The organism is Solitalea koreensis, assembly GCF_900182575.1.
Classification (GTDB): domain Bacteria; phylum Bacteroidota; class Bacteroidia; order Sphingobacteriales; family Sphingobacteriaceae; genus Solitalea; species Solitalea koreensis.
This window is the reverse complement of sequence record NZ_FXSZ01000001.1, coordinates 399,059-419,342: the sequence shown is the minus strand read 5'-3', so window position 1 is coordinate 419,342 and position 20,284 is coordinate 399,059. Positions and strand designations below refer to the sequence as shown.

The 20,284-nt window shown below is 39.0% G+C and carries 15 protein-coding genes; 9 read left to right on the top strand and 6 right to left on the bottom strand.

Going from position 1 to position 20,284, the window contains the following annotated elements:
• The first annotated feature begins 50 nt into the window (after positions 1-50).
• The gene (locus FN756_RS01915) at positions 51-773 is read left to right on the top strand and encodes a gamma-glutamyl-gamma-aminobutyrate hydrolase family protein (protein WP_246085397.1); all 723 of its coding nucleotides are present in this window, start codon (positions 51-53) and stop codon (positions 771-773) included.
• Positions 764-2,125, top strand: a complete 1,362-nt coding sequence (locus FN756_RS01910; RefSeq protein ID WP_142600983.1) for an aldehyde dehydrogenase family protein — start codon at positions 764-766, stop codon at positions 2,123-2,125. Before FN756_RS01915 ends, FN756_RS01910 begins: the two co-directional genes overlap by 10 nt.
• On the opposite strand, the gene msrB is transcribed toward FN756_RS01910, so the two are convergent.
• From msrB to gldB, 3 genes are all read right to left on the bottom strand, one after another.
• Entirely contained in the window at positions 2,126-2,644 is a 519-nt protein-coding gene (msrB, locus tag FN756_RS01905) for a peptide-methionine (R)-S-oxide reductase MsrB (protein ID WP_142600981.1), read from the bottom strand. It abuts the gene before it with no gap.
• A gap of 111 nt (positions 2,645-2,755) precedes the next feature.
• Complete coding sequence (locus FN756_RS01900) at positions 2,756-3,547, bottom strand: patatin-like phospholipase family protein (protein WP_142600979.1); 792 nt, start codon at positions 3,545-3,547, stop codon at positions 2,756-2,758.
• A 50-nt stretch (positions 3,548-3,597) separates the two neighbouring features.
• A complete protein-coding gene (gene gldB, locus FN756_RS01895; protein ID WP_142600977.1) occupies positions 3,598-4,629 on the bottom strand; it encodes a gliding motility lipoprotein GldB in 1,032 nt (343 codons plus the stop codon).
• A 158-nt stretch (positions 4,630-4,787) separates the two neighbouring features.
• Here gldB and FN756_RS01890 point away from each other — a divergent pair, with 158 nt between their 5' ends.
• Together FN756_RS01890 and FN756_RS01885 are read left to right on the top strand one after the other, a co-directional pair.
• The gene (locus FN756_RS01890) at positions 4,788-6,428 is read left to right on the top strand and encodes an NAD+ synthase (protein WP_142600975.1); all 1,641 of its coding nucleotides are present in this window, start codon (positions 4,788-4,790) and stop codon (positions 6,426-6,428) included.
• 136 nt (positions 6,429-6,564) lie between these two features.
• The gene (locus FN756_RS01885) at positions 6,565-7,470 is read left to right on the top strand and encodes an ROK family protein (RefSeq protein WP_142600973.1); all 906 of its coding nucleotides are present in this window, start codon (positions 6,565-6,567) and stop codon (positions 7,468-7,470) included.
• Between the two features lie 41 nt (positions 7,471-7,511).
• Here FN756_RS01885 and lnt read toward each other — a convergent pair whose 3' ends face one another.
• Both lnt and rsmI read right to left on the bottom strand, forming a co-directional pair.
• The gene (gene lnt / locus FN756_RS01880) at positions 7,512-9,137 is read right to left on the bottom strand and encodes an apolipoprotein N-acyltransferase (RefSeq protein WP_142600972.1); all 1,626 of its coding nucleotides are present in this window, start codon (positions 9,135-9,137) and stop codon (positions 7,512-7,514) included.
• 86 nt (positions 9,138-9,223) lie between these two features.
• Positions 9,224-9,931 (bottom strand): 16S rRNA (cytidine(1402)-2'-O)-methyltransferase, encoded by a 708-nt coding sequence (gene rsmI, locus FN756_RS01875; RefSeq protein WP_142600970.1) that lies wholly within the window; start codon positions 9,929-9,931, stop codon positions 9,224-9,226.
• A 142-nt stretch (positions 9,932-10,073) separates the two neighbouring features.
• Here rsmI and serS point away from each other — a divergent pair, with 142 nt between their 5' ends.
• Positions 10,074-11,345: a serine--tRNA ligase gene (gene serS / locus FN756_RS01870; RefSeq protein WP_142600968.1), complete on the top strand. Its 1,272-nt coding sequence runs from the start codon at positions 10,074-10,076 to the stop codon at positions 11,343-11,345.
• Positions 11,346-12,089: 744 nt separating this feature from the next.
• The gene (locus FN756_RS01865) at positions 12,090-15,530 is read left to right on the top strand and encodes a pyruvate carboxylase (protein WP_142600967.1); all 3,441 of its coding nucleotides are present in this window, start codon (positions 12,090-12,092) and stop codon (positions 15,528-15,530) included.
• Positions 15,531-15,650: 120 nt separating this feature from the next.
• Here the strand turns inward: FN756_RS01865 and FN756_RS01860 are convergent, their stop codons facing one another.
• Entirely contained in the window at positions 15,651-16,274 is a 624-nt protein-coding gene (locus FN756_RS01860; protein WP_142600965.1) for a hypothetical protein, read from the bottom strand.
• A gap of 176 nt (positions 16,275-16,450) precedes the next feature.
• Between FN756_RS01860 and FN756_RS01855 the strand changes: the two genes are divergently transcribed.
• From FN756_RS01855 to FN756_RS01845, 3 genes are all read left to right on the top strand, one after another.
• Complete coding sequence (locus tag FN756_RS01855; protein ID WP_142600964.1) at positions 16,451-17,590, top strand: BamA/TamA family outer membrane protein; 1,140 nt, start codon at positions 16,451-16,453, stop codon at positions 17,588-17,590.
• A 138-nt stretch (positions 17,591-17,728) separates the two neighbouring features.
• Entirely contained in the window at positions 17,729-19,591 is a 1,863-nt protein-coding gene (locus FN756_RS01850) for a peptidase U32 family protein (RefSeq protein ID WP_142600962.1), read from the top strand.
• A gap of 204 nt (positions 19,592-19,795) precedes the next feature.
• Complete coding sequence (locus FN756_RS01845) at positions 19,796-20,278, top strand: GyrI-like domain-containing protein (RefSeq protein ID WP_142600961.1); 483 nt, start codon at positions 19,796-19,798, stop codon at positions 20,276-20,278.
• Positions 20,279-20,284 lie beyond the last annotated feature (6 nt).

Here is a 20,284-nt window from a genome sequence, read left to right as displayed (position 1 = left end):
TGATTTAACTCTTATCTCAACTTTATCGCTTTAATCTATAAATAGAATCTGTGAAATCACAAGAAAACAAACTAATAATTGGCGTTGCTGATTGCAGTAAATTCATAAATTACAGCAATTGGATGTCGGATGGCCCGGATGAAATAGAGGTCGTTAAGTTGAGTTGTGAAGATGGAAATTTTAATGCTGTTAAAAGATGTCATGGTGTATTGCTTACAGGAGGAGAGGATGTTCACCCTCGCTTTTATAATAAACCTGAATATTTAGCCTATTGCCATAAAGATGATGTGAGGGAGGCCCGTGATCAATTTGAGCTGGAACTACTTTCTTATACCGAACAAAACGCGGTTCCGGTGCTGGGCATTTGTCGAGGATTGCAATTAGCAAATGTGTTTTTTGGCGGCAGCCTTATTCCTGATATTCCAAGCTGGGGCAAATTCAGTCACGCAAAATTAGCCGATGGAAAAGATAGATATCATTCTATTCAAATAGATCCGGCCTCCATGTTACGAAAAATCATTCAGCAAAAAGCAGGCTTTATCAATAGCAATCACCATCAAAGTGCTGATAAAGTTGGAGAAGAATTGGTGGTAACTGCTCTTTCACCAGATGGCGTAGTGGAAGCCTTAGAGCGCAAAGATGCTGCAAGTAAATCTTTTTTGTGTTTGGTGCAATGGCATCCAGAACGGATGGAGGATCAACTCAGTGCTTTCACCATAAATATAAAAAACGCCTTTTTAGATGCGGCTAAAATGAATAAAACATGCAAGTAATAAATCCTGCTACCGAAGAAACCATTGCTACGCTTAATGAAGAGGGTAAAGCCTCTCTTCAAGGCAAATGTCAACTTTTAAGGAATTTTCAAGCTGCCTGGTCCGAACTGAAACTTCAAGAGCGATTGTTGATTGTTAAAAAGTTTGATGATCTGCTGGAGAAAGAGACAGAAGAACTAGCGGCAATACTTACTTCAGAAGTAGGAAAGCCTTTGCAACAATCGCGTAATGAAATAAACGGAGCCCGAAACCGGATTCAGTGGATGCTCAATAATGCAGAAAAATATCTTTCGGATGAATGGATGGTTGAAACGCAGGGTATGAATGAGAAAATAACTTATGAACCCTTAGGAGTCATTTGTAATATTTCAGCCTGGAACTACCCTTATTTAGTAGGTGTGAATGTTTTTATTCCAGCCTTAATTGCAGGTAATGCTGTAATGTACAAACCTTCGGAGTATGCTACGCTTACGGGTTTGCAAATAGAAAGGCTATTGAAAAAAGCGGGCGTTCCGGATGGAGTCTTTCAGGTAGCTATTGGTGCCAAAGAAACCGGTGAGTATTTATTGGACATGGATTTTGATGGTTTCTATTTTACCGGATCTTACAAAACCGGCAAGCATATTTACGAAAGAGTAGCCTCTAAAATGGTTCCTTGTCAACTGGAGCTTGGAGGTAAAGATCCGCTTTATGTTGCTGACGATGTAAAAGATGTTGCCGCCGTTGCTGCTGCCACCGCCGACGGGGCTTTTTATAATAACGGACAAAGTTGTTGTGCTGTGGAACGAATTTATGTTCATGAGAAAATCTATGATCAATATGTTGATGCATTTGTTAAAGAACTTGGTTCATGGAAAATAGGGTTGCCCACGGAACACGTTTATTTTGGCCCTCTGACCCGTAAAAATCAAATCGAAGTATTGCAGAAGCAAGTGAAAGATGCAGTAGATAAAGGAGCCATGTTGTTATGTGGAGGTAAATCCATCTCCTGGAAAGGTTACTATTTTGAACCGACTGTTTTAACGAACGTCAATCATGCAATGCTGGTAATGCGTGAAGAAAGTTTTGGCCCGATCATCGGCATTATGAAAGTGAAAGATGATGCTGAAGCTTTAAAGCTCATGCAGGATACAGAGTATGGGTTAACAGCTTCTGTTTATACGGATGACAGAAACAGAGCAGAGAAAATGCTGAAACAATTAAACGCAGGAACAGGATACTGGAATTGCTGTGATCGGGTAAGTGCGGCTGTGCCCTGGAGTGGTCGAAAACACTCAGGCTTTGGAGCTACGCTTTCTCATCAAGGACTAAGAGCATTTACAAAATCCAAAGCCTGGCATTTACGTGGATAATTATTTTTTTGCGGTAGAATCTGGATGAAACACCATCGAAACGGAGTTGATGCAATAGCGTTGTCCGGTTGTTTCTCTAGGGCCGTCGTCAAACACATGGCCTAAATGACTTCCGCAAGTTGCACACACCACTTCAGTACGAATCATTCCATGGCTAACATCTCTATTATAAATAACTGACCCTTTAATGGCATCGTCAAAACTTGGCCAACCACAATGCGAATCAAATTTAGCACCTGATTCAAAAAGCTTTGCGCCACAGGCCGCACAATGATAAGTGCCTTTTGCTGTTGTTTTTTCGTATTCTCCTGTAAACGGACGTTCGGTGCCTTTTTCACGCAAAACTGAATATTGTTCAGGAGTTAATTCCTTTTTCCATTCTTCTTCTGTTTTCTGCACTTTATAAGTCATTTTAGTAATATTAGTGGTTTTTTTATCTTCTTGATTTTGAGCGCAAGCCACAAATGAAGAGCTAATAAAAACCAGGGTAAATAAAATCGTTTTGCTAATAGTTTTCATGATTGTTTATTAGTTGATTGAGGTTTAGAAAATACTTCAACCAAACTTACGTAACGAATGTATAAAGAGTTTTGTTTGGCCTCAGTTATCCCAGTCCGGATTTAGGGGGCCTTACTTTTCGATTTCAACTTCTTTAATAGAACGAATCAACGATTGGAGATCTTCATTGCTGTCCAGCACTTTTAATGCTTCTTCGTAACCTGTTTTAAAAATTTCGTCTGTTTTTCTAACATGAAAAAGACTGGTAGCGCCAAGATCTTTAGGCTCAATCACTACATTACAAAGGCGTTTTTTTGCCTCTGTTCGGGAATTGATTCCAATATTAACTGAGCGTTCAACCATGTGCTTTATACCATTAACACTTTTAATTTCCGGCAGATTATTGCAGCAAGAGCCAATGATGAAGTTACATTCATCCTTAATTATTTCCACAGGAAAGTTATCGAGTATGCCACCATCTACATAAATTTTCCCATTAAATTCAATGGGTTTGAACACTGCGGGTATACAACTCGAAGCTTGAATCGCTGAAATTAACTCTCCAGTAGAAAAATAAGTTAATTGTGCAATCCCAAAATCAACTGCTGATACCACCAATGGTATTTTCAGTTCTTCGAAAGTATCTGGAAGATATTGTTTATAAAGCGGACGGGTATTTTGCATCGTTAATAAGCCAAAGCCTTTGATGGTTGGCTTAATGTATTTAAACAGATGTGTTTCTTTAAAGGTCTGCAAAATAAAATCAGGTTGATAGCCATTCGCTAAAAATGCACCCACAATTGCACCGGCACTGGTGCCAGAAATTATTGTAAATTTTATGCCTGCCTCCATCAATGCCTTGGCCACACCCAGGTGAGCAATTCCACGAATGCCCCCGCCAGATAAAGTAAGTCCTATCTTCATGCTTCGAGTCCTCTGTCATCAATCTCCAGCTGGTTAGCGTAGAGTGACAACTATTTTTTAGGTTTATACTTCGATAACTTAAGGATTTTTTGGTAATCCTTGTCGTTCATTAATTGTGCCACAGTAACATTTGTATTCTCATTCATATACTTTCTCACAATTTGCCAGCCCGTCCAAATGCCTAGCTGAGGCGCTGAATCATTATCAAGTCCGGAGGTGAATGGAGCGTCGTTTAAATACTTGCTATATTTTAGTTCGTCAGTGGAGTAAAGTAAATTCTGATCTAAAAAGTTAGCCCACATTTCTACTTTATAAGCATTACACCAGTCTAATTGTTTTTGACTAAAGCCAATCTTTATTGAATCAGGTGTTTTAGGTAACACGGCATCCAAAAAGTACAATATTTTACCTTCGTAAATCATTTTGTTCAGCAAGCTTTTGTCGCCTTCCTTTTCTGAAAAATGCTGCTTGGCAAAACCTTTCATAGCGATTGCTGTGATATATTCTTTACCGAGTTTACGGGTAAGGTAATTTGGAAACCCAACAGAAGGATAGTACTTATAGTTTTTACCCAAAAACATATCCAGTTCGATGCCTAAGGTCTGATCGGTATTGGTAGCTCCCACCTGAAAATCGGAAATATAAGTAAGTACTTCCGGGATTTTTGCATCAGGGAAATAGTACTTATAATGTTTAAACGCATCAGTTATTTGATTTTCCAGATCTGTAATAGTTGGATAAACCGAGTCTACATCATGTTTCAGCGTGTTGAAATCTTTATTGGCCTTTATCATTTTGATGAAATCCAGGTCGGATGAATCACGATTCACTCCCAAACGCATCAAGCGTTCAAAGTAAATTGGATAGAAATCGGGGTATTTTTTTTTCAGGGCAGCAGCTCCTGCGGCTACATTATTGGTGTCGATGGCGAAAAAATCTTTTTCAAATCGATTAACCTTAATATTTAGATCAATATTAGAAACGTTTACGTCGAGGCGGTTTTGTTTGCAGGCCGTTAAAGAAAAGCTAAAGAGAATGATGCAAAAAAATAATTTGAAATAGGTAGACTTAATTACTGGCATAAAATATTGGTTTGACAGGGCAAATGTATCAAATGTTCGGACATTCAAATTCTATAAAAAATATTTTGGAAACAGAGAAAAGGCACATTTGGCCTTTTTTAGTTTTAACGTGTCCTTGTTCTTATCTTTGGAATAAATAAATCGCAAATATTAGCGCAATGAAAATCGCAGTCGCACAGCTTAACTACCATATTGGAAATTTCGAATCGAATACAACAAAAATTATAGATCACATTAGACAAGCAAAACAACAAGGAGCCGACTTGGTGGTTTTTGCTGAATTGGCAGTTTGTGGTTACCCTTCTCGTGATTTTCTTGAATTTTCAGAGTTCATTGATTTATGTCAGGAGTCAATTCAAAAAATTGCGAAGGAATGTGTAGGTATTGCATGTATTGTAGGTTCTCCTTCGGTAAATCCTAAAATTGAAGGTAAAAATCTGTTCAACTCCGCTTATTTTTTAGAGAATGGTAAAGTTAAAGCACAGGTAAATAAAACCCTGTTGCCTACCTATGATGTTTTTGATGAATACCGTTATTTCGAACCCAATACAGAGTTTAAATTAATTGAATTTAAAGGCAGAAGGATTGCGCTTACCGTTTGTGAAGATTTATGGAATGTAGATGAAGATCCGTTGTACGTGAATGTGCCGATGGATGAACTGATCAAGCTTAATCCCGATCTGATGATCAATATAGCGGCATCTCCATTTGATTATAATCATCGTGAAGACAGGATTGATGTATTACAGAAAAACTGCAAAAAGTACCAGTTGCCGTTGCTATACGTGAATCATGTAGGTGCGCAAACGGAGTTGATATTTGATGGAGGCTCATTGTTGTTGGATAATAATGGTAATGTGGCGCATGAGTTCGACTACTTTATTGAAGAAATGAAGGTGTTGAAATTGGATGCTAAAGGCTGGAAAAAGAAATCGGAAGCTATAATTAACCCACAGTCGGAAATCGAACGAATTTATCATGCACTCTTATTGGGTATTCGTGATTATTTTCAAAAATCTGGTTTTACAAAAGCTATTTTAGGTATGTCGGGAGGGATTGATTCTGCAGTGGTATTAGCCCTTGCAGCGGAAGCCTTGGGTAAAGACAATGTATTGCCTGTTTTAATGCCCTCACAGTTTTCATCTTACCATTCTATTGATGATTCGCTGGAAATGGTCCGAACTCTTGAGTGTCATCATGAAATCATTCCGATTAAAGATGTTTTTTCTTCATTGGAGTATGCTTTAAAACCACAGTTTAAAGATCTTCCATTTAACCTTACTGAAGAAAATATGCAGGCGCGTATTCGTGGCGTGTTACTCATGGCCATGTCGAACAAATTTGGTTACATTCTGCTCAATACATCTAACAAAAGTGAAACGGCTGTAGGGTATGGTACGCTTTACGGTGATATGTGCGGAGGACTTTCCATAATAGGTGATGTTTATAAGATACAGGTTTATGAGCTTGCACGGTACATTAACCGCAATGGTACCATTATTCCTGAAAATATCATTTCAAAACCTCCTTCGGCAGAGCTAAGGCATGATCAGAAAGACAGCGATTCCTTGCCTGATTATGATCTGCTTGATAAAATACTCTATCAGTATATTGAGTTAAGAAAAAGCTCGAAAGAAATCATTCGTCAAGGTTTTGACGAGGCTGTTGTAAAACGTATTTTAAAGCTGGTTAATACAAATGAATATAAACGTCATCAAACTCCTCCTATTCTTCGCGTTTCCCCTAAAGCGTTCGGTGTAGGGAGAAGAATGCCTATCGTTGGCAAATACTTGTCGTAATTGTAGAAAATGTGTTTGAAGTTTTTTACTTTATAATGTTTAATTTACTTTCGCCTGATTGTTGTAAATTTTGCAATTTTAAAGTTCAAACAAAATAAAATTAATAAGTAAATCACCTAATAGATATTTTTTAGATATGGAAAGATTTTTCGGCATCGACGTTGGCGGTAACCACGTAAAAACAGGTATCGTTGATAAAAATGGAGAGATCAATGATTTCAAAAGTCATGCAACTGCCGACCTACGCAAAGACGGAAGATTTATTGAGAATCTGTGCGATGTAATTACTTTTCGATTAATCAATCATAAAGAGATTAAAAAGATTGGTATTGGTTTGCCGGGTACGATTACCAAGGATCGTAAGGCGCCTATTGAAGTAACTGCTATACCGGAAATCAACGGAATGCCAATGTATGATATGCTGAAAAAGCGCTTTCCGGATAAAGAATTCTTTTTAGAAAATGATGCGAATGCAGCTGGTTTAGGTGAATTAATCTATTCAAAAACTGATTTGCCTGATACTTTTTGTTTTATTACACTTGGTACCGGAATAGGAAGCGCTGCTGTGATAGATGGCAAGATTTTTAAAGGCGGAGATGGTAACGGTTTAGAGCTTGGGCATATTTTAAGTAGAAATAATTTAGTTCTGGAACAAAATATTGGGAAAGCCGGAATTCTTAAATTGATAGAAGAACGTTTACGAGATTATAATGGAGAAACGCTTGTGTCGCGCACAGAGCCTATTTCTGCAACACGTACGGTAGTAGCAGCTAGTCAAGGGGATGACTTTGCTAAATCTGTGTTTTTTGAGGTAGGGGAGATGTTGGGAGAGGGGTTGGTGGCCTTAATTCGTATTATGGACATTAAAACGATTCTTATCGGAGGCGGTCTTTCGGCTGCGTACGATTTTATTCTGCCAGGAGCAAAGAGTATTGTAGAAACCCGACTTACCCCTTATTACACTAGTGCTCTTGATATTCGTTTGGCCTCTTTGGGTAATGATGCCGGCTTACAAGGAGCAGCCGCTTTATGTTTTGAATAGCTCTCTCTTAGAATAATGAATTTTGTCCATGGACAACTAAACTATATTGATTTAAAGCGTTTATTCAAAAATTTATTAACGAAAGCCAGGATAATAAATGTAACAGCAATTACACTGGCAACTAATGGAATATAATCTCCATGGCGAGCGTAAAAGGTAAGTTTTGAATTTAAATTTAAATCGGCTTTAATAACAGTTTGTACCCACCAGTCGGTTTGCTTCAAAATATCGCCTCGCTGATTTATAAATGAGGAAATACCTGTATTAGCTGATCGGGCGATGCATCTTCTGGTTTCGATGGCGCGAAGTTTAGCATAAGAAGCATGCTGTTTATAACCTGAAGTGTTTTTCCACCAACCATCATTGGTAATAATGCAGATCAGTTGAGCTCCCTGCCGTACATGATTAGCCATAAATGCTCCAAATACTGATTCGTAACAAACTGCAGGCGCTACGCCAATACCGCTTTGTGAATACAATACAGGATTTTTGTTTTCCTTTCCAAAGCCTCCCGTTGTGCCGCCAAGGTCAATAACTAAATTTCCAAGAAAGCCAAGGTATTCGCCGTAAGGATAGCTTTCTACACCCGGAACCAGTTTGGTTTTATGATAAACCTGTACTTCAGGCGAATTTTCAATCTGCATTGCTGAATTGAAAACATCGTAATACTGACCACTTTGTTGGCTTAATCGAGCCGTAGAAGTTGCTTTATTATTGTAAATTTTTATCGTTTCAGCTCCTGTAATAACATTAGCATTTTTATATTTAGATAGGAAATTTTGAATAATACGCACATTCGCATCATTAGGTAGTTGAACTTCATATACCGGATTAATAATTGCCGTTTCTGGCCAAATAAAAAACTCGGTGTTAGGTTGACCTAGAGAATCCGAAAGCCTGATCAAGCGGTTTAGCTGCTGTTCTGGCGGCATGTTGCTAAACTTTTCTGTAAAAGGATCAACATTCGGCTGCACCACCACAACATTCGCCGGGTTCTTGGCTTCTGTGTAGTTATAATACATATAATACGATAGACCAATCGGAATAGTTATTATGGTAAATAATCCTATTGCTGCATTGCGTAATTCTTTTTTGTTGCCAGGAAGAGTGTAGGTTTTATAGAACTTGTAGGCAAGAATATTAACGATCAGAATCCATAATGAGCCACCGAATACACCTGTGAACTCATACCATTGTACCCATTGATGGATCTCGGCAAACCCATTGCCAAGTGTCATCCACGGAAAGGCAAGCTGCCATTCCTGATGTAGGTATTCGTAAAACAACCATCCACAAATCAGGGCTACTAAGCCTGTGGTTTCATTAAATTGTGTTCTTATTCTGTGGAATAAAAAAAACACCAGAGACATAAGAAGAGAACCCAATAATATTGGAACAGCAACAATACCCAGCGCTCCTAAAACTCCCAGTTCTTGCCCTGCATTGTAAATCCAATACAGGCATAAGGTATTCCAAATAAAAAATGCTAGAAAACTATTTCTGAAAATCTTCCCTCCGGCGTTGTATTCAACTTTTACCCGATCCGCAAAAATAAAAAGTGGAGCTAAGGCAATAAAAAGTAATGGAGCTAAGATGTGAGGAGGCCAAGCTAACCAAAGCAAAAGTCCGGAAAGAACAGGTAATGAGATTCGTTTAATGAAATTCATAAGTTTTGCCTTTCGGTTAGGTGTTGCTGGAGTATCTAAGGATATATCAGTTGTTGTATCCTTAAATAATAAATTGCTGAAATTTATCATTCTTGATCGTTATCTGGTTTAGATGATTTATTGCTTTTCCCTTCTACGCAAATCACGAATTCTCCCTTTAACACATTGTTTTCAAAATGTGATTTTATTTCAGCAAGCGTTCCGCGTACATTTTCTTCAAATAGTTTACTTATTTCACGGGATGCACAAGCTTTACGTTCGGCGCCAAAGAATTGAGCAAATTCATCCAATGATTTTAAAAGTCGGTGAGGAGATTCATAGAAAATCATGGTGCGTTCTTCAGTAGCGAGTTCTTTTAGTCTGGTTTGCCGACCTTTCTTAACTGGCAAAAAACCTTCAAAACAAAAACGATCACATGGTAATCCGGAATTAACTAATGCAGGCACAAATGCCGTAGCTCCGGGAAGGGTTTCAATAGCAATGGATTCCTTCAAACATTCACGTACCAACAAGAAACCTGGGTCAGAAATAGCCGGGGTGCCCGCATCGCTAATCAAAGCAATCTGTTGTCCTTCTTTCAGGAACTTAACGATTTCATTTACCGCTTTATGCTCGTTATGCTGATGATGAGATAAAAGTCTTTTTTCGATTCCAAGATGCTTGAGCAGATTGCCTCCGTTACGGGTGTCTTCAGCAAGAATCAAATCAACCTCTTTTAATATCCTGATGGCCCTTAGTGTGATATCTTCAAGGTTGCCGATTGGTGTGGGTACTAGGTATAGTTTTCCGGTCATTGTTTAGTATGAGTTGGAATTGAGCGTTAAAATCTTTGAGCTGTGAATTTGGCTACGAACTTCTGATTTGGATCAATAACTAAACCTGGAATCTCAAACCCGAAACGGAAAATTTATATCTTTGGCACAAATTCACTAAAAAATGCTGCAAGTTAATTATATCCGCGAAAATAAAGATGAGGTGATTGCGCGTTTGAGCAAAAAAAGCTTTAAACAGCTCGATCTGGTCGATAAGGTTATTGATTTAGATAATAAACGCCGTGCTACTCAGGCTCAACTCGATAATATGTTGTCGCAATCCAATGCTATGGCAAAAAGTATTGGAGAGTTAATGCGTGATGGTAAAAAGGATGAGGTGGAAAAGATTAAGCAAAAAACCTCCTTAATCAAAGAAGATATAAAAACGCTTGGCGAAGAGCTTTCCGAATTAGAGCAACATGTACATAATTCGTTAGTGTTGTTGCCTAATCTGGCGCATAGTTCAGTACCTGCCGGTGTTACTCCCGAAGAAAATGAAGTAGTATTAACGCATGGCGATGTGCCTAAGTTGCCTGAGCATGCATTGCCTCATTGGGAACTTGCTGCCAAATACGATATCATCGATTTTGAACTTGGGGTAAAAATTAGTGGTGCTGGATTCCCGGTTTATAAAGGTAAGGGAGCAAAATTACAACGCGCGTTGATTAATTTCTTTTTAGATAATGCTGCAAAAGCAGGTTATGATGAAGTTCAGCCGCCAATTGTGATTAATGAAGCTTCGGGTTTTGGTACCGGGCAGTTACCTGATAAAGAAGGTCAGATGTATTTTATCGGAGAGGATAATTTGTATTTGGTGCCTACCGCTGAGGTTCCTGTTACAAATATCTATCGTGATGAAATTGTGAAGGAAGATCAATTGCCGATTAAAAATACAGCCTATACACCTTGTTTCCGTCGTGAGGCAGGCTCTTATGGAGCACATGTTCGCGGGTTAAATCGCTTGCATCAGTTCGATAAAGTAGAGATCGTTCAAATTGCTCATCCTGAAAAATCATATGAAATTTTGGAGGAAATGAGCGAATATGTACAAACCTTGTTAAAGAAACTTGAACTGCCGTACCGCGTACTGCGTCTTTGTGGTGGAGATATGAGTTTTGCTTCGGCTCTTACTTACGATATGGAAGTTTTCAGTGCAGCACAAGGTCGTTGGCTAGAGGTGAGCTCAGTTTCTAATTTTGAAACTTTTCAAGCTAATCGTTTAAAGTTGCGTTTTAAAGGCAATGAAGGGAAGGCTCAGTTAGCGCATACCTTAAATGGAAGTGCCTTGGCATTACCTCGCATCGTAGCCTCATTGTTAGAAAACAATCAAACCGAAAAAGGAATTAAGATTCCTGAAGCATTGGTGCCTTATACTGGTTTTGAGTATATCGACTAATAAAAAATCAATTTTATTTAAAAAGCTATCCCATTCGGATAGCTTTTTTTGTGAATGTCAGCTATGGTTTGTTTCAATATTAACTTCATGTTAAGAACCATGTTGAAAAATACTACGACATAATAACGTGTCGACGCTTTGATATGAAATAAAAATTTCAGAATATTGCTATTGTCAAAATATAATTTTAGTTAACAAGTCGATTGTGGCACTATATTATAAAGTTTGCAGGGTCCAGAGCTGTTGATTAATGAAAAAAGCTTAAGATATAGTTAAAATCATATTCAAGTAGCTTTAGCCTTCCTGCGGCTGAACAGTTTTAAATCCTAATTGCTGCTGCAAGCCTGCACAGTCGATAGGATGGCTTAAAGGCTGCTTAAAAAGCATAATAATGGTTTCGTTTGAAATCTAAAATATAACCTACAATAATTTAATCTATGATTAGCAGCCTTCAACCAGCTGCTTTTTTTATTTAGAGAAAAATCACTTTCCTTCTAATGAAAAAATAAAGTGTTTTTTTTACACTATTTATTTTATGAAATTTTAATTTAGTCGAGATCGGGAATGGTTTTTTGTTACGTTATTTACCTTTTTTATAAATAAATGAGAATCAGTCAATTGTTTTTGGGGAATTATTCCATTTGTTTTTCATTTTTTATGTAAATAATTAAATACAAGCGTTTTTTTTCTTTGTTTTTGTAGAAAAATAGGCAAGCTTTGAGAACCTAATTCGAGGAATATTTTATGAAAATAAGGAAAGTTCTAATCGCAAACCGAGGCGAAATTGCCATCCGTATTGCAAGAGCTTGTAATGAGCTCAATATTCAGACCGTTGCTGTGTATACTTATGAAGATCGTTATTCGCTGCACCGTTATAAGGCCGATGAAGCATATCAAATTGGTGAAGATACCGATCCGCTAAAACCTTATTTGAATATTGATGAGATTATCCGAGTTGCCAAGCTTTCTAAGGCTGATGCCATTCATCCTGGTTATGGTTTTCTTTCTGAAAACAGAGACTTGGCGCAAAAATGTGCTGATAATGGCCTTATCTTCGTTGGCCCGCGTCCGGATGTGATGGAAGCATTAGGCGATAAAGTGATTGCCAAAGAAAATGCAAGGAAAGCCCAGATCCCTATTATTGAAGATAACGAACGCGATCTAACCGATTATACTATTGCATTTGCAGAGGCTAATCGCATTGGTTATCCATTAATGCTAAAAGCTGCTGCCGGTGGTGGTGGTCGTGGTATGCGTGTGATCCGGAATGATGAAGAACTGGAAAAAGGGTTCCGTGAAGCAAAAAGTGAAGCTAAAAATGCATTTGGTGATGATACGGTTTTCCTGGAGAAATATATCGAAAATCCTAAACACATCGAGGTGCAAATTGTAGCCGACAGCCATGGTAATATTCGCCACTTGTTTGAACGTGATTGCTCAGTTCAGCGTCGTTTTCAAAAAGTAGTAGAGGTAGCACCTTCTCTCGGCTTAAAAGAAGAAACCCGTAATAAATTATACGAATACGCCATCAAGATCTGTTCAACAGTAAACTACAATAACGTAGGTACTGTTGAGTTTTTGGTTGATGGAGCAGAAAATATCTATTTCATCGAAGTAAATCCTCGTGTACAGGTAGAGCATACCGTAACCGAAATGATCACTGGTGTAGATATTATTAAAACCCAGTTGTATGTAGCTGATGGGTATAAACTATCAGATCCTGAAATTGGTTTGGGCGATCAAAGTAAAATCACCTATAATGGTTTTGCGATGCAGTGTCGTATCACTACTGAAGATCCTTCAAATGGATTTAAGCCTGATTACGGCACTCTATTAACCTATCGTAATGCTGCCGGGTTTGGAGTTCGGTTGGATGAAGGAAGTACCTATGCAGGGATGAAAATCAGTCCGTTCTTTGATTCCATGCTGGTTAAGGTAAGTACCTGGGGTAATAGTCTAGAGGATGCCGCTCGTAAAATGAACCGCGCTTTACGTGAATTCCGTATTCGTGGGGTGAAAAACAACATCCAGTTTTTGGAAAACCTGATCGCTGTTCCCGAGTTTGTTCAGGGTAAAGCTACCGTTGGGTTTATTGCCGATCATCCTGAATTATTTGTTTTCAAGTCACGATTAGACCGCGGAACTAAAATCCTTAAGTATTTGGGAGAAGTTTCTGTAAATGGTAATCCTGACGTTACTTCAGTAAATCCGAATGCTCGTTTTGAGAAGCCAATTATTCCTTCGTTCGATCAAAGTGCTCCTTATCAAAAAGGAACCAAGGATTTGCTTACCGAGCTTGGTCCGGAAAAATTTGCCGAATGGTTAAAGGGCGAAAAGAAAATTCAATATACTGATACCACTTTCCGCGACGGTCACCAGTCGTTATTGGCTACCCGTATGCGTACCTACGACATGCTGAAAGTGGCTGAAGGCTTTGCTAAAAATCATCCACAAACTTTCTCGATGGAAGTTTGGGGAGGAGCTACATTTGATGTTTGTATCCGTTTCTTGCGCGAAGACCCATGGAAGCGTTTGGGGCTTTTGCGTGAAGCCATTCCAAATATCCTCTTGCAAATGCTTATTCGTGGTTGCAACGGCGTGGGGTACTCTGCATATCCTGATAACCTGATCGAATCTTTTGTAGAAAAATCATGGGAAAAAGGGGTAGATATCTTCCGCATTTTCGATTCATTAAACTGGATGGAAAACATTGCTCCGTGTATTGATATGGTGCGTAAGCGTACCGGTGGTCTTGCAGAAGGGGCATTGTGTTACACCGGCGATATTCTGGATACTACGCGAACCAAATATTCTTTAAAATACTATTTGCAGTTAGCTAAAGATCTGGAGAATGCCGGAGCGCATATTCTTGCTATTAAGGATATGTCGGGTTTGTTAAAACCATACGCGGCAACAGAACTGGTAACCGCCTTAAAAGACACGGTGAAGATTCCTATTCATTTGCACACGCATGATACTTCATCATTACAGTCGGCTACTTACCTGAAAGCGATTGAAGCAGGCGTGGATGTGGTTGATTGTGCTTTAGGAGCGCTTTCGGGTCTTACCTCACAGCCTAACTTTAATGCAGTAGTGGAAATGATGCGTTTCAACGAACGTGAAAATCCGTACGATATTAAATCGCTGAACCACTATTCTAATTACTGGGAATCGGTTCGTGATTATTACTACCCGTTCGAATCGGGTATGAAAGCCAGCTCGGCCGAAGTGTTCCAGCACGAAATTCCGGGCGGACAATATTCTAACTTAAAAGGACAGGCGATTGCTTTAGGTTTGGGCGAGAAATTTGAGCAGATCAAAGAGCGCTATGCCGAAGTGAATGATATGTTCGGTGATATTGTGAAAGTAACTCCAAGCTCAAAAGTAGTGGGCGATATGGCGCAGTTCATGGTATCAAATAATCTTACCAAAGAAGATGTGCTTACTAAAGGCGAAACGATTTCGTTCCCTGAATCGGTAATGCAGTTTTTTATGGGAGAAATCGGACAGCCGGCAGGAGGTTTTCCAAAAGCATTGCAGCAGCTTATTCTGAAAGACAAAGAAGCTTTTTCAGATCGTCCGAATAAACACATTCCTCCAATTAATTTCGAAAAGGAATTTGCAGAGTTTAAAACCGCGTTTGGTGATGATTTGCAGTTTACCGACTTCCTATCCTATAAGTTCTATCCGAAAGTATTTGAAGACGGACTGAAGTTTTGGAGAGAATACGGTGATGTTTCTGCCGTGCCAACTAAATACTTCTTGTATGGTATGAAACTTGGCGAAGAAAGTACCATTGAAATTGGAAAAGGAAAAACGCTGCTGGTGCGTTTGCTTTCAATCGGTCCTGCTGATGATAAAGGTATGCGTACAGTGTTCTTTAAGCTTAACGGACAAACCCGAAACATTGAAGTTCAGGATAAATCAATTGTCGTTCTGAAACAAGATAATCGTAAGGTTGAGAAAGGAAACAGCAAACACATCGGAGCTCCATTACAAGGCATGCTTTCCAAGATTTTTGTAAAAAAGGGAGAAGCCGTAAAGAAAAATCAGCCTTTGTTTGTTGTGGAAGCCATGAAAATGGAAACCAACATTACGGCAAGTCATGACTTTGTTGTGAACGATATTCAACTTACTGCAGGAACGCTTGTAAATACAGATGATCTGGTGTTAGATATGCAATAGAATTAGGTTAAAGGATTCTAGGACTAATTAACTAAAAAAGCGACTCTAGGGTCGCTTTTTTAGTTGAGGGATTCCCCTATCGAGAGGGGCAGGGGTGTGTATTGTTTCAAGAAAAATGCATTAGAACACAATGAAATTCAAGCCCAGATTAATCACATCATAAGTGCGGGCGATGGATTGCTGATTGGCACCTTCGTAGGGAGTATTCAATTTTCCGAAATTGTAGTTCATCGATAGGCCGAGTCCTACCAAACCATTCCAGGTTTTTTCGTAACCGACACCAAATAAAAAGCCCAATCCCTTATCGTTTTGTTGGTTATTGTGGATAGGTAAAAATAAATTGGGACCTATGCCTGCTTTAAAATAAAAGGGCACAGTAAAAGGATATGCTTGAGCAAAAATTGAACTATTGACCAGAAAATCATTCGCGGTGGACTCTGGAGTATTCACTCCGGACTCAAAATTAAAGAATTGTCGTTTTGTAAGGCTCCATGCATTTAATTCAACACCTGTCAAAAAGGTTTCATTAATAGCATAAGCTAGGTTGACATTAATGCCAAGTCTGCTGGTACGTCCGGCTGTATCTTTTGAAAAAGATGTTTTAGAAAACCCTGAATTTACACCAAAGGAGGCCGATAGTCCACCGCGGTAGTACTGCATGCATTTTTGTGCACTACTTGAGGTGACAAATAAAATGCAGATTGCCCCGGCCAGTAGTGGTGTGAATTTTAAACTAGTGAACATGGTTTAACGTTTGGATGCGGTCTCCTGTTAGAAAAAGCTATGCCATTATTTAGTTATTGGATATTCATGCCTCAACGCTTCATTTTCGTCAACACAGTAAAAATATCCGAAATGCTTGCCCATAGGTTTTAAAAATCAATCTAAAGGCTTATCTTATAGTTGATTATAAGACTTGAATGAAGAATATACTGTACCTTCTTTTTTTCTGCATTTTTCTTGTTATTAATAGTGAAAGGGTTTTTTCTCAGCAAGCCGATAGTGCTAAAAACCTTAAGGGGCAATTAGTGCCTTTTCCCGTTATTGGCAATGCTCCAGAAACCGGTTTTCAATATGGTGTTGGTCTTATCTATACATTCTTTCTAACACCTGACCCTGTGAGCACAAGGGCTTCGTTCGGATACAGTTTTAACATGTGGACGGTAAAAAAGCAAACCCAGATTATTTTACAAGGCAGCGTGTGGACTGCTTTGAACAAATGGAATTTCAGTTGGCAGGGGAGCTATACCGACTTTCCCGTTTTTTTCTATGGATTAGGGAATGATACTAAGGAAACGGATAAGGATTTAATTGTTTCCACCCGATTTAAATTTGTTGGTATTGCAAAGCGGAAGGTCATTAACAATTTTTATGTCGGTACAGGACTTTCATTTCAAAATGATACTTACAGGGCAGAAGATACATCAGGTATCTTTAACACCGGCAATTATGTAGGTAAAGAAGGGGGAAATTCTGTGCTTTTGGGGTATGGCGGGGCTTATGATGATCGGGATTATGAAAATTCTACCACCAAAGGAAGTTTTTTGCAGTTGCTAGGTTGGACAAGCCTTGGAGTCAGTGGTTATAAATTCACAATAGTTAAGTTGGATGCACGGCATCTGTTCAATATAGACAAAACCAAGGTTGGCGGATTTCAATTGGTTTTTCAAACTGCACAAGGAAGCAACACTCCATTTTATTATTTGCCTTTTATTGGTGGAGATCAGATTCTTAGAGGCTATTATTCAGGGCGCTATCGTGAGCGAAATATGTTGGCCACTCAGGGCGAATTCCGTTACAGGCCTTGGGGTAAGCAAAAGGATCATGGATGGTTTTCTTTATCACGATTTAGCTTTGCAGGTTTTTTAGGAACCGGTCTGGTATTTGAAAACGGGGACTTTAGTTTTAAGGATTTTAAACCAAATTATGGTGGAGGATTTAGATACATGTTCGAACCCACAGCCCGAATGACTTTAAGATTTGACTATGGTGTGGGGAGTAAAAATCCTGGAGAGGAACGCTCAAAGGGGTTTTATATAGCTTTAAATGAAGCTTTTTAATTAATATGAAAAACACACCTCTTTCTCTCCTCTCAAGAATTTCATAAAAATTTCAATAATTTATAAGACCTTTGTGAGTTTTTTAACCATAAGGGTTGAATTCTAAAGTATTAGTAATTAAAAAAGTATCATCGACAGATGAAAAAGAAAATAGAAATATTAGCGCCTGCCAAGGATTTGATTCAGGGAATGGCAGCTATCAATTGTGGGGCTGATGCGGTTTATATCGGCGCTCCACAGTTTGGCGCGCGTTCAAACGCACACAACTCCATTGAAGATGTGGCAGAGTTGGTAAAATATGCGCATTTATTCAATGCTCAGGTTTTCGTGGTAATGAACACCATTCTTTACGACAATGAATTGGAAACCGCACGCCAACTGATTTGGGATCTCTACGCCATCGGTGTCGATGCCCTTATCATCCAGGATATGGCGATCATGGAAATGGATTTGCCTCCTATCGTTTTGCATGCCAGTACGCAAACCAACAACAGGGATGCGGATAAAATCAAGTTCATGGCCGATGCCGGAATCAAACGGGTGGTTTTGGCTCGTGAGCTGAACCTTCACCAGATCAAAGAAATCCACGAGGTTACAGATGTGGAGTTGGAATTCTTTGTGACTGGTGCTTTGTGCGTTTCTTTCAGCGGAAACTGTTATATGAGTGTTGCAAATGGCGAGCGCTCTGCCAACCGCGGTTCCTGTGCTCAAAATTGTCGTTTGCCTTACAACTTGATTGACGGCAATGGCGAGACTTTGATCAAGAACAGCCACCTGCTTTCTATTAAAGACTTTGATGTTACCAACCAAATCCCGAATCTGATTGAAGCCGGAATCATGTCGTTTAAAATCGAAGGCCGTTTGAAAGATATGGCTTATGTAAAAAACAATGTTTCTTTCATTAGAGAAAAGCTGGATGCGTTTTTAGAAAACAACAGCAGCTATACTAAAGCTTCTTCAGGAAAATGTACTTTCAATTTTGAGGCAGGGTTAGACCGAACCTTTAATCGTGGTTATACCGATTATTTTGTGAATGAGCGTCATCAACCGATCGGTTCATGGGAAAGCCCAAAATCGAAAGGTCAATATATCGGTAAATTGATCAGAACCATTGGAGCTGCATACCAAATTGAAAACGGACATTTGTTGAACAACGGTGACGGGTTGTGCTTCATTAACGAATACAATGTAGCCGACGGAATTCACGTAAACAGAGCCGAAAACGGCCTGGCTTACCCGAATGTGCTCAAAGAAATAGCAGACGGAACTGATATTTACCGTAACAACGATGCCGCTTTCATAAAATTGGTTGAACGCGAAGATAGTGCCGTTAGGAAAATCAGTACTACGTTGTTGTTGACAGAAAACGAAACCGGTTTCGAATTAATCGCAACCGATGAAGACGGAAATGAGAGCACTGTCAATTTGGTTCAGGCAAAAGAGCAGACAAAAAACAATCAGTCGATTGAGGAGAATATTAAAACTCAATTAGCCAAAACAGGTTTTACACCTTATACGGCCGATGAAATCAGCGTTATGTTTACTGAAAACTGGTTCCTTCCTATTTCTAAAATCAACGAAATGCGAAGAATGGTTTATGAGCAATTATCTGAGGTCCGTTTGGCAAATTACAAACGCGAGGAACGTCAGCTTGTGAAAACAGATCATCCTTATCCGGTTGAAAACCTCGATTTTATGTACAATGTTTCTAACAAAATGGCGCGTCAGTTTTATCACCGCCATGGAGTAAAAGAAATTGAGAAAGCATTCGAATTGCAATGGGATCCGGGGAAATCACGTGTGATGACAACTAAATATTGCATTAAATACGAGTTGGGAAAATGCCCTAAATACCACCGAGATACCATGGAAGGAAAACTGAAGGAACCATTGGTGTTGAAGCAGGGTGAATTGGAATATAAACTCAAATTTAACTGCAAACCTTGTGAGATGGAAATTTGGGAAAAAGACGCTGAATTTGAAATTGAAGATGATGAATAGATTCTGAAATAAAAGAACCGGTGTTTTTTAGCATCGGTTTTTTTATGCTGAATAGTTGACCGACCGGCCGATTAGCGCCATTCTTATTTCTCAATAAGCCACCGTTGGATAATTAAGAAGAATGGCTACTTTAGAGATTCGGTTACCGTAATCAATCTCGGTGCCTTTTTCTTTTAGAGAGCCTAGTGCCTAAATCTTTAGCTAATGCAACCCAGAATAGAAATCTTAACCGAGAAAAAACTAATTGGCCAACGAATGCTCATGTCATTCTCCAGCAATAGAACGGCTGAACTTTGGAGAAGCTTTATGCCCAGAAGAAAAGAAATTCAAAATAACGTTGGGGCAGACCTTTATTCAATACAGATTTATGAACCCTTGTTTTTTGACAGTTTTAATCCTAATAAAGAATTTGAAAAATGGGCCACCGTGGAAGTGGCCGACTTTAAATCGGTTCCGGCTGAAATGGAAGCCTTTACATTGTCCGGTGGTTTGTATGCCGTTTTTTTATATAAAGGAGCTGCAAGTGCTGCCGGTCCAGCGTTTCAATATATTTATGGAACATGGTTGCCCGGTTCTGTCTATTCATTAGATAACCGACCGCATTTTGAAATACTAGGCGAAAAATATAAAAATGAAGACCCCTGTTCAGAAGAAGAAATCTGGATTCCCCTCAAGTTGAAAGAATAAAAGTTA

What these genes read in the sequence shown, in the direction of transcription:
- FN756_RS01910 (WP_142600983.1), top strand. Translation starts at nt 764, where the DNA reads ATGCAAGTAATAAATCCTGCTACCGAAGAAACCATTGCTACGCTTAAT.
- msrB (WP_142600981.1), bottom strand. Translation starts at nt 2,644, where the DNA reads ATGAAAACTATTAGCAAAACGATTTTATTTACCCTGGTTTTTATTAGC.
- FN756_RS01900 (WP_142600979.1), bottom strand. Translation starts at nt 3,547, where the DNA reads ATGAAGATAGGACTTACTTTATCTGGCGGGGGCATTCGTGGAATTGCT.
- gldB (WP_142600977.1), bottom strand. Translation starts at nt 4,629, where the DNA reads ATGCCAGTAATTAAGTCTACCTATTTCAAATTATTTTTTTGCATCATT.
- FN756_RS01890 (WP_142600975.1), top strand. Translation starts at nt 4,788, where the DNA reads ATGAAAATCGCAGTCGCACAGCTTAACTACCATATTGGAAATTTCGAA.
- FN756_RS01885 (WP_142600973.1), top strand. Translation starts at nt 6,565, where the DNA reads ATGGAAAGATTTTTCGGCATCGACGTTGGCGGTAACCACGTAAAAACA.
- lnt (WP_142600972.1), bottom strand. Translation starts at nt 9,137, where the DNA reads ATGAATTTCATTAAACGAATCTCATTACCTGTTCTTTCCGGACTTTTG.
- rsmI (WP_142600970.1), bottom strand. Translation starts at nt 9,931, where the DNA reads ATGACCGGAAAACTATACCTAGTACCCACACCAATCGGCAACCTTGAA.
- serS (WP_142600968.1), top strand. Translation starts at nt 10,074, where the DNA reads ATGCTGCAAGTTAATTATATCCGCGAAAATAAAGATGAGGTGATTGCG.
- FN756_RS01865 (WP_142600967.1), top strand. Translation starts at nt 12,090, where the DNA reads ATGAAAATAAGGAAAGTTCTAATCGCAAACCGAGGCGAAATTGCCATC.
- FN756_RS01860 (WP_142600965.1), bottom strand. Translation starts at nt 16,274, where the DNA reads ATGTTCACTAGTTTAAAATTCACACCACTACTGGCCGGGGCAATCTGC.
- FN756_RS01855 (WP_142600964.1), top strand. Translation starts at nt 16,451, where the DNA reads ATGAAGAATATACTGTACCTTCTTTTTTTCTGCATTTTTCTTGTTATT.
- FN756_RS01850 (WP_142600962.1), top strand. Translation starts at nt 17,729, where the DNA reads ATGAAAAAGAAAATAGAAATATTAGCGCCTGCCAAGGATTTGATTCAG.
- FN756_RS01845 (WP_142600961.1), top strand. Translation starts at nt 19,796, where the DNA reads ATGCAACCCAGAATAGAAATCTTAACCGAGAAAAAACTAATTGGCCAA.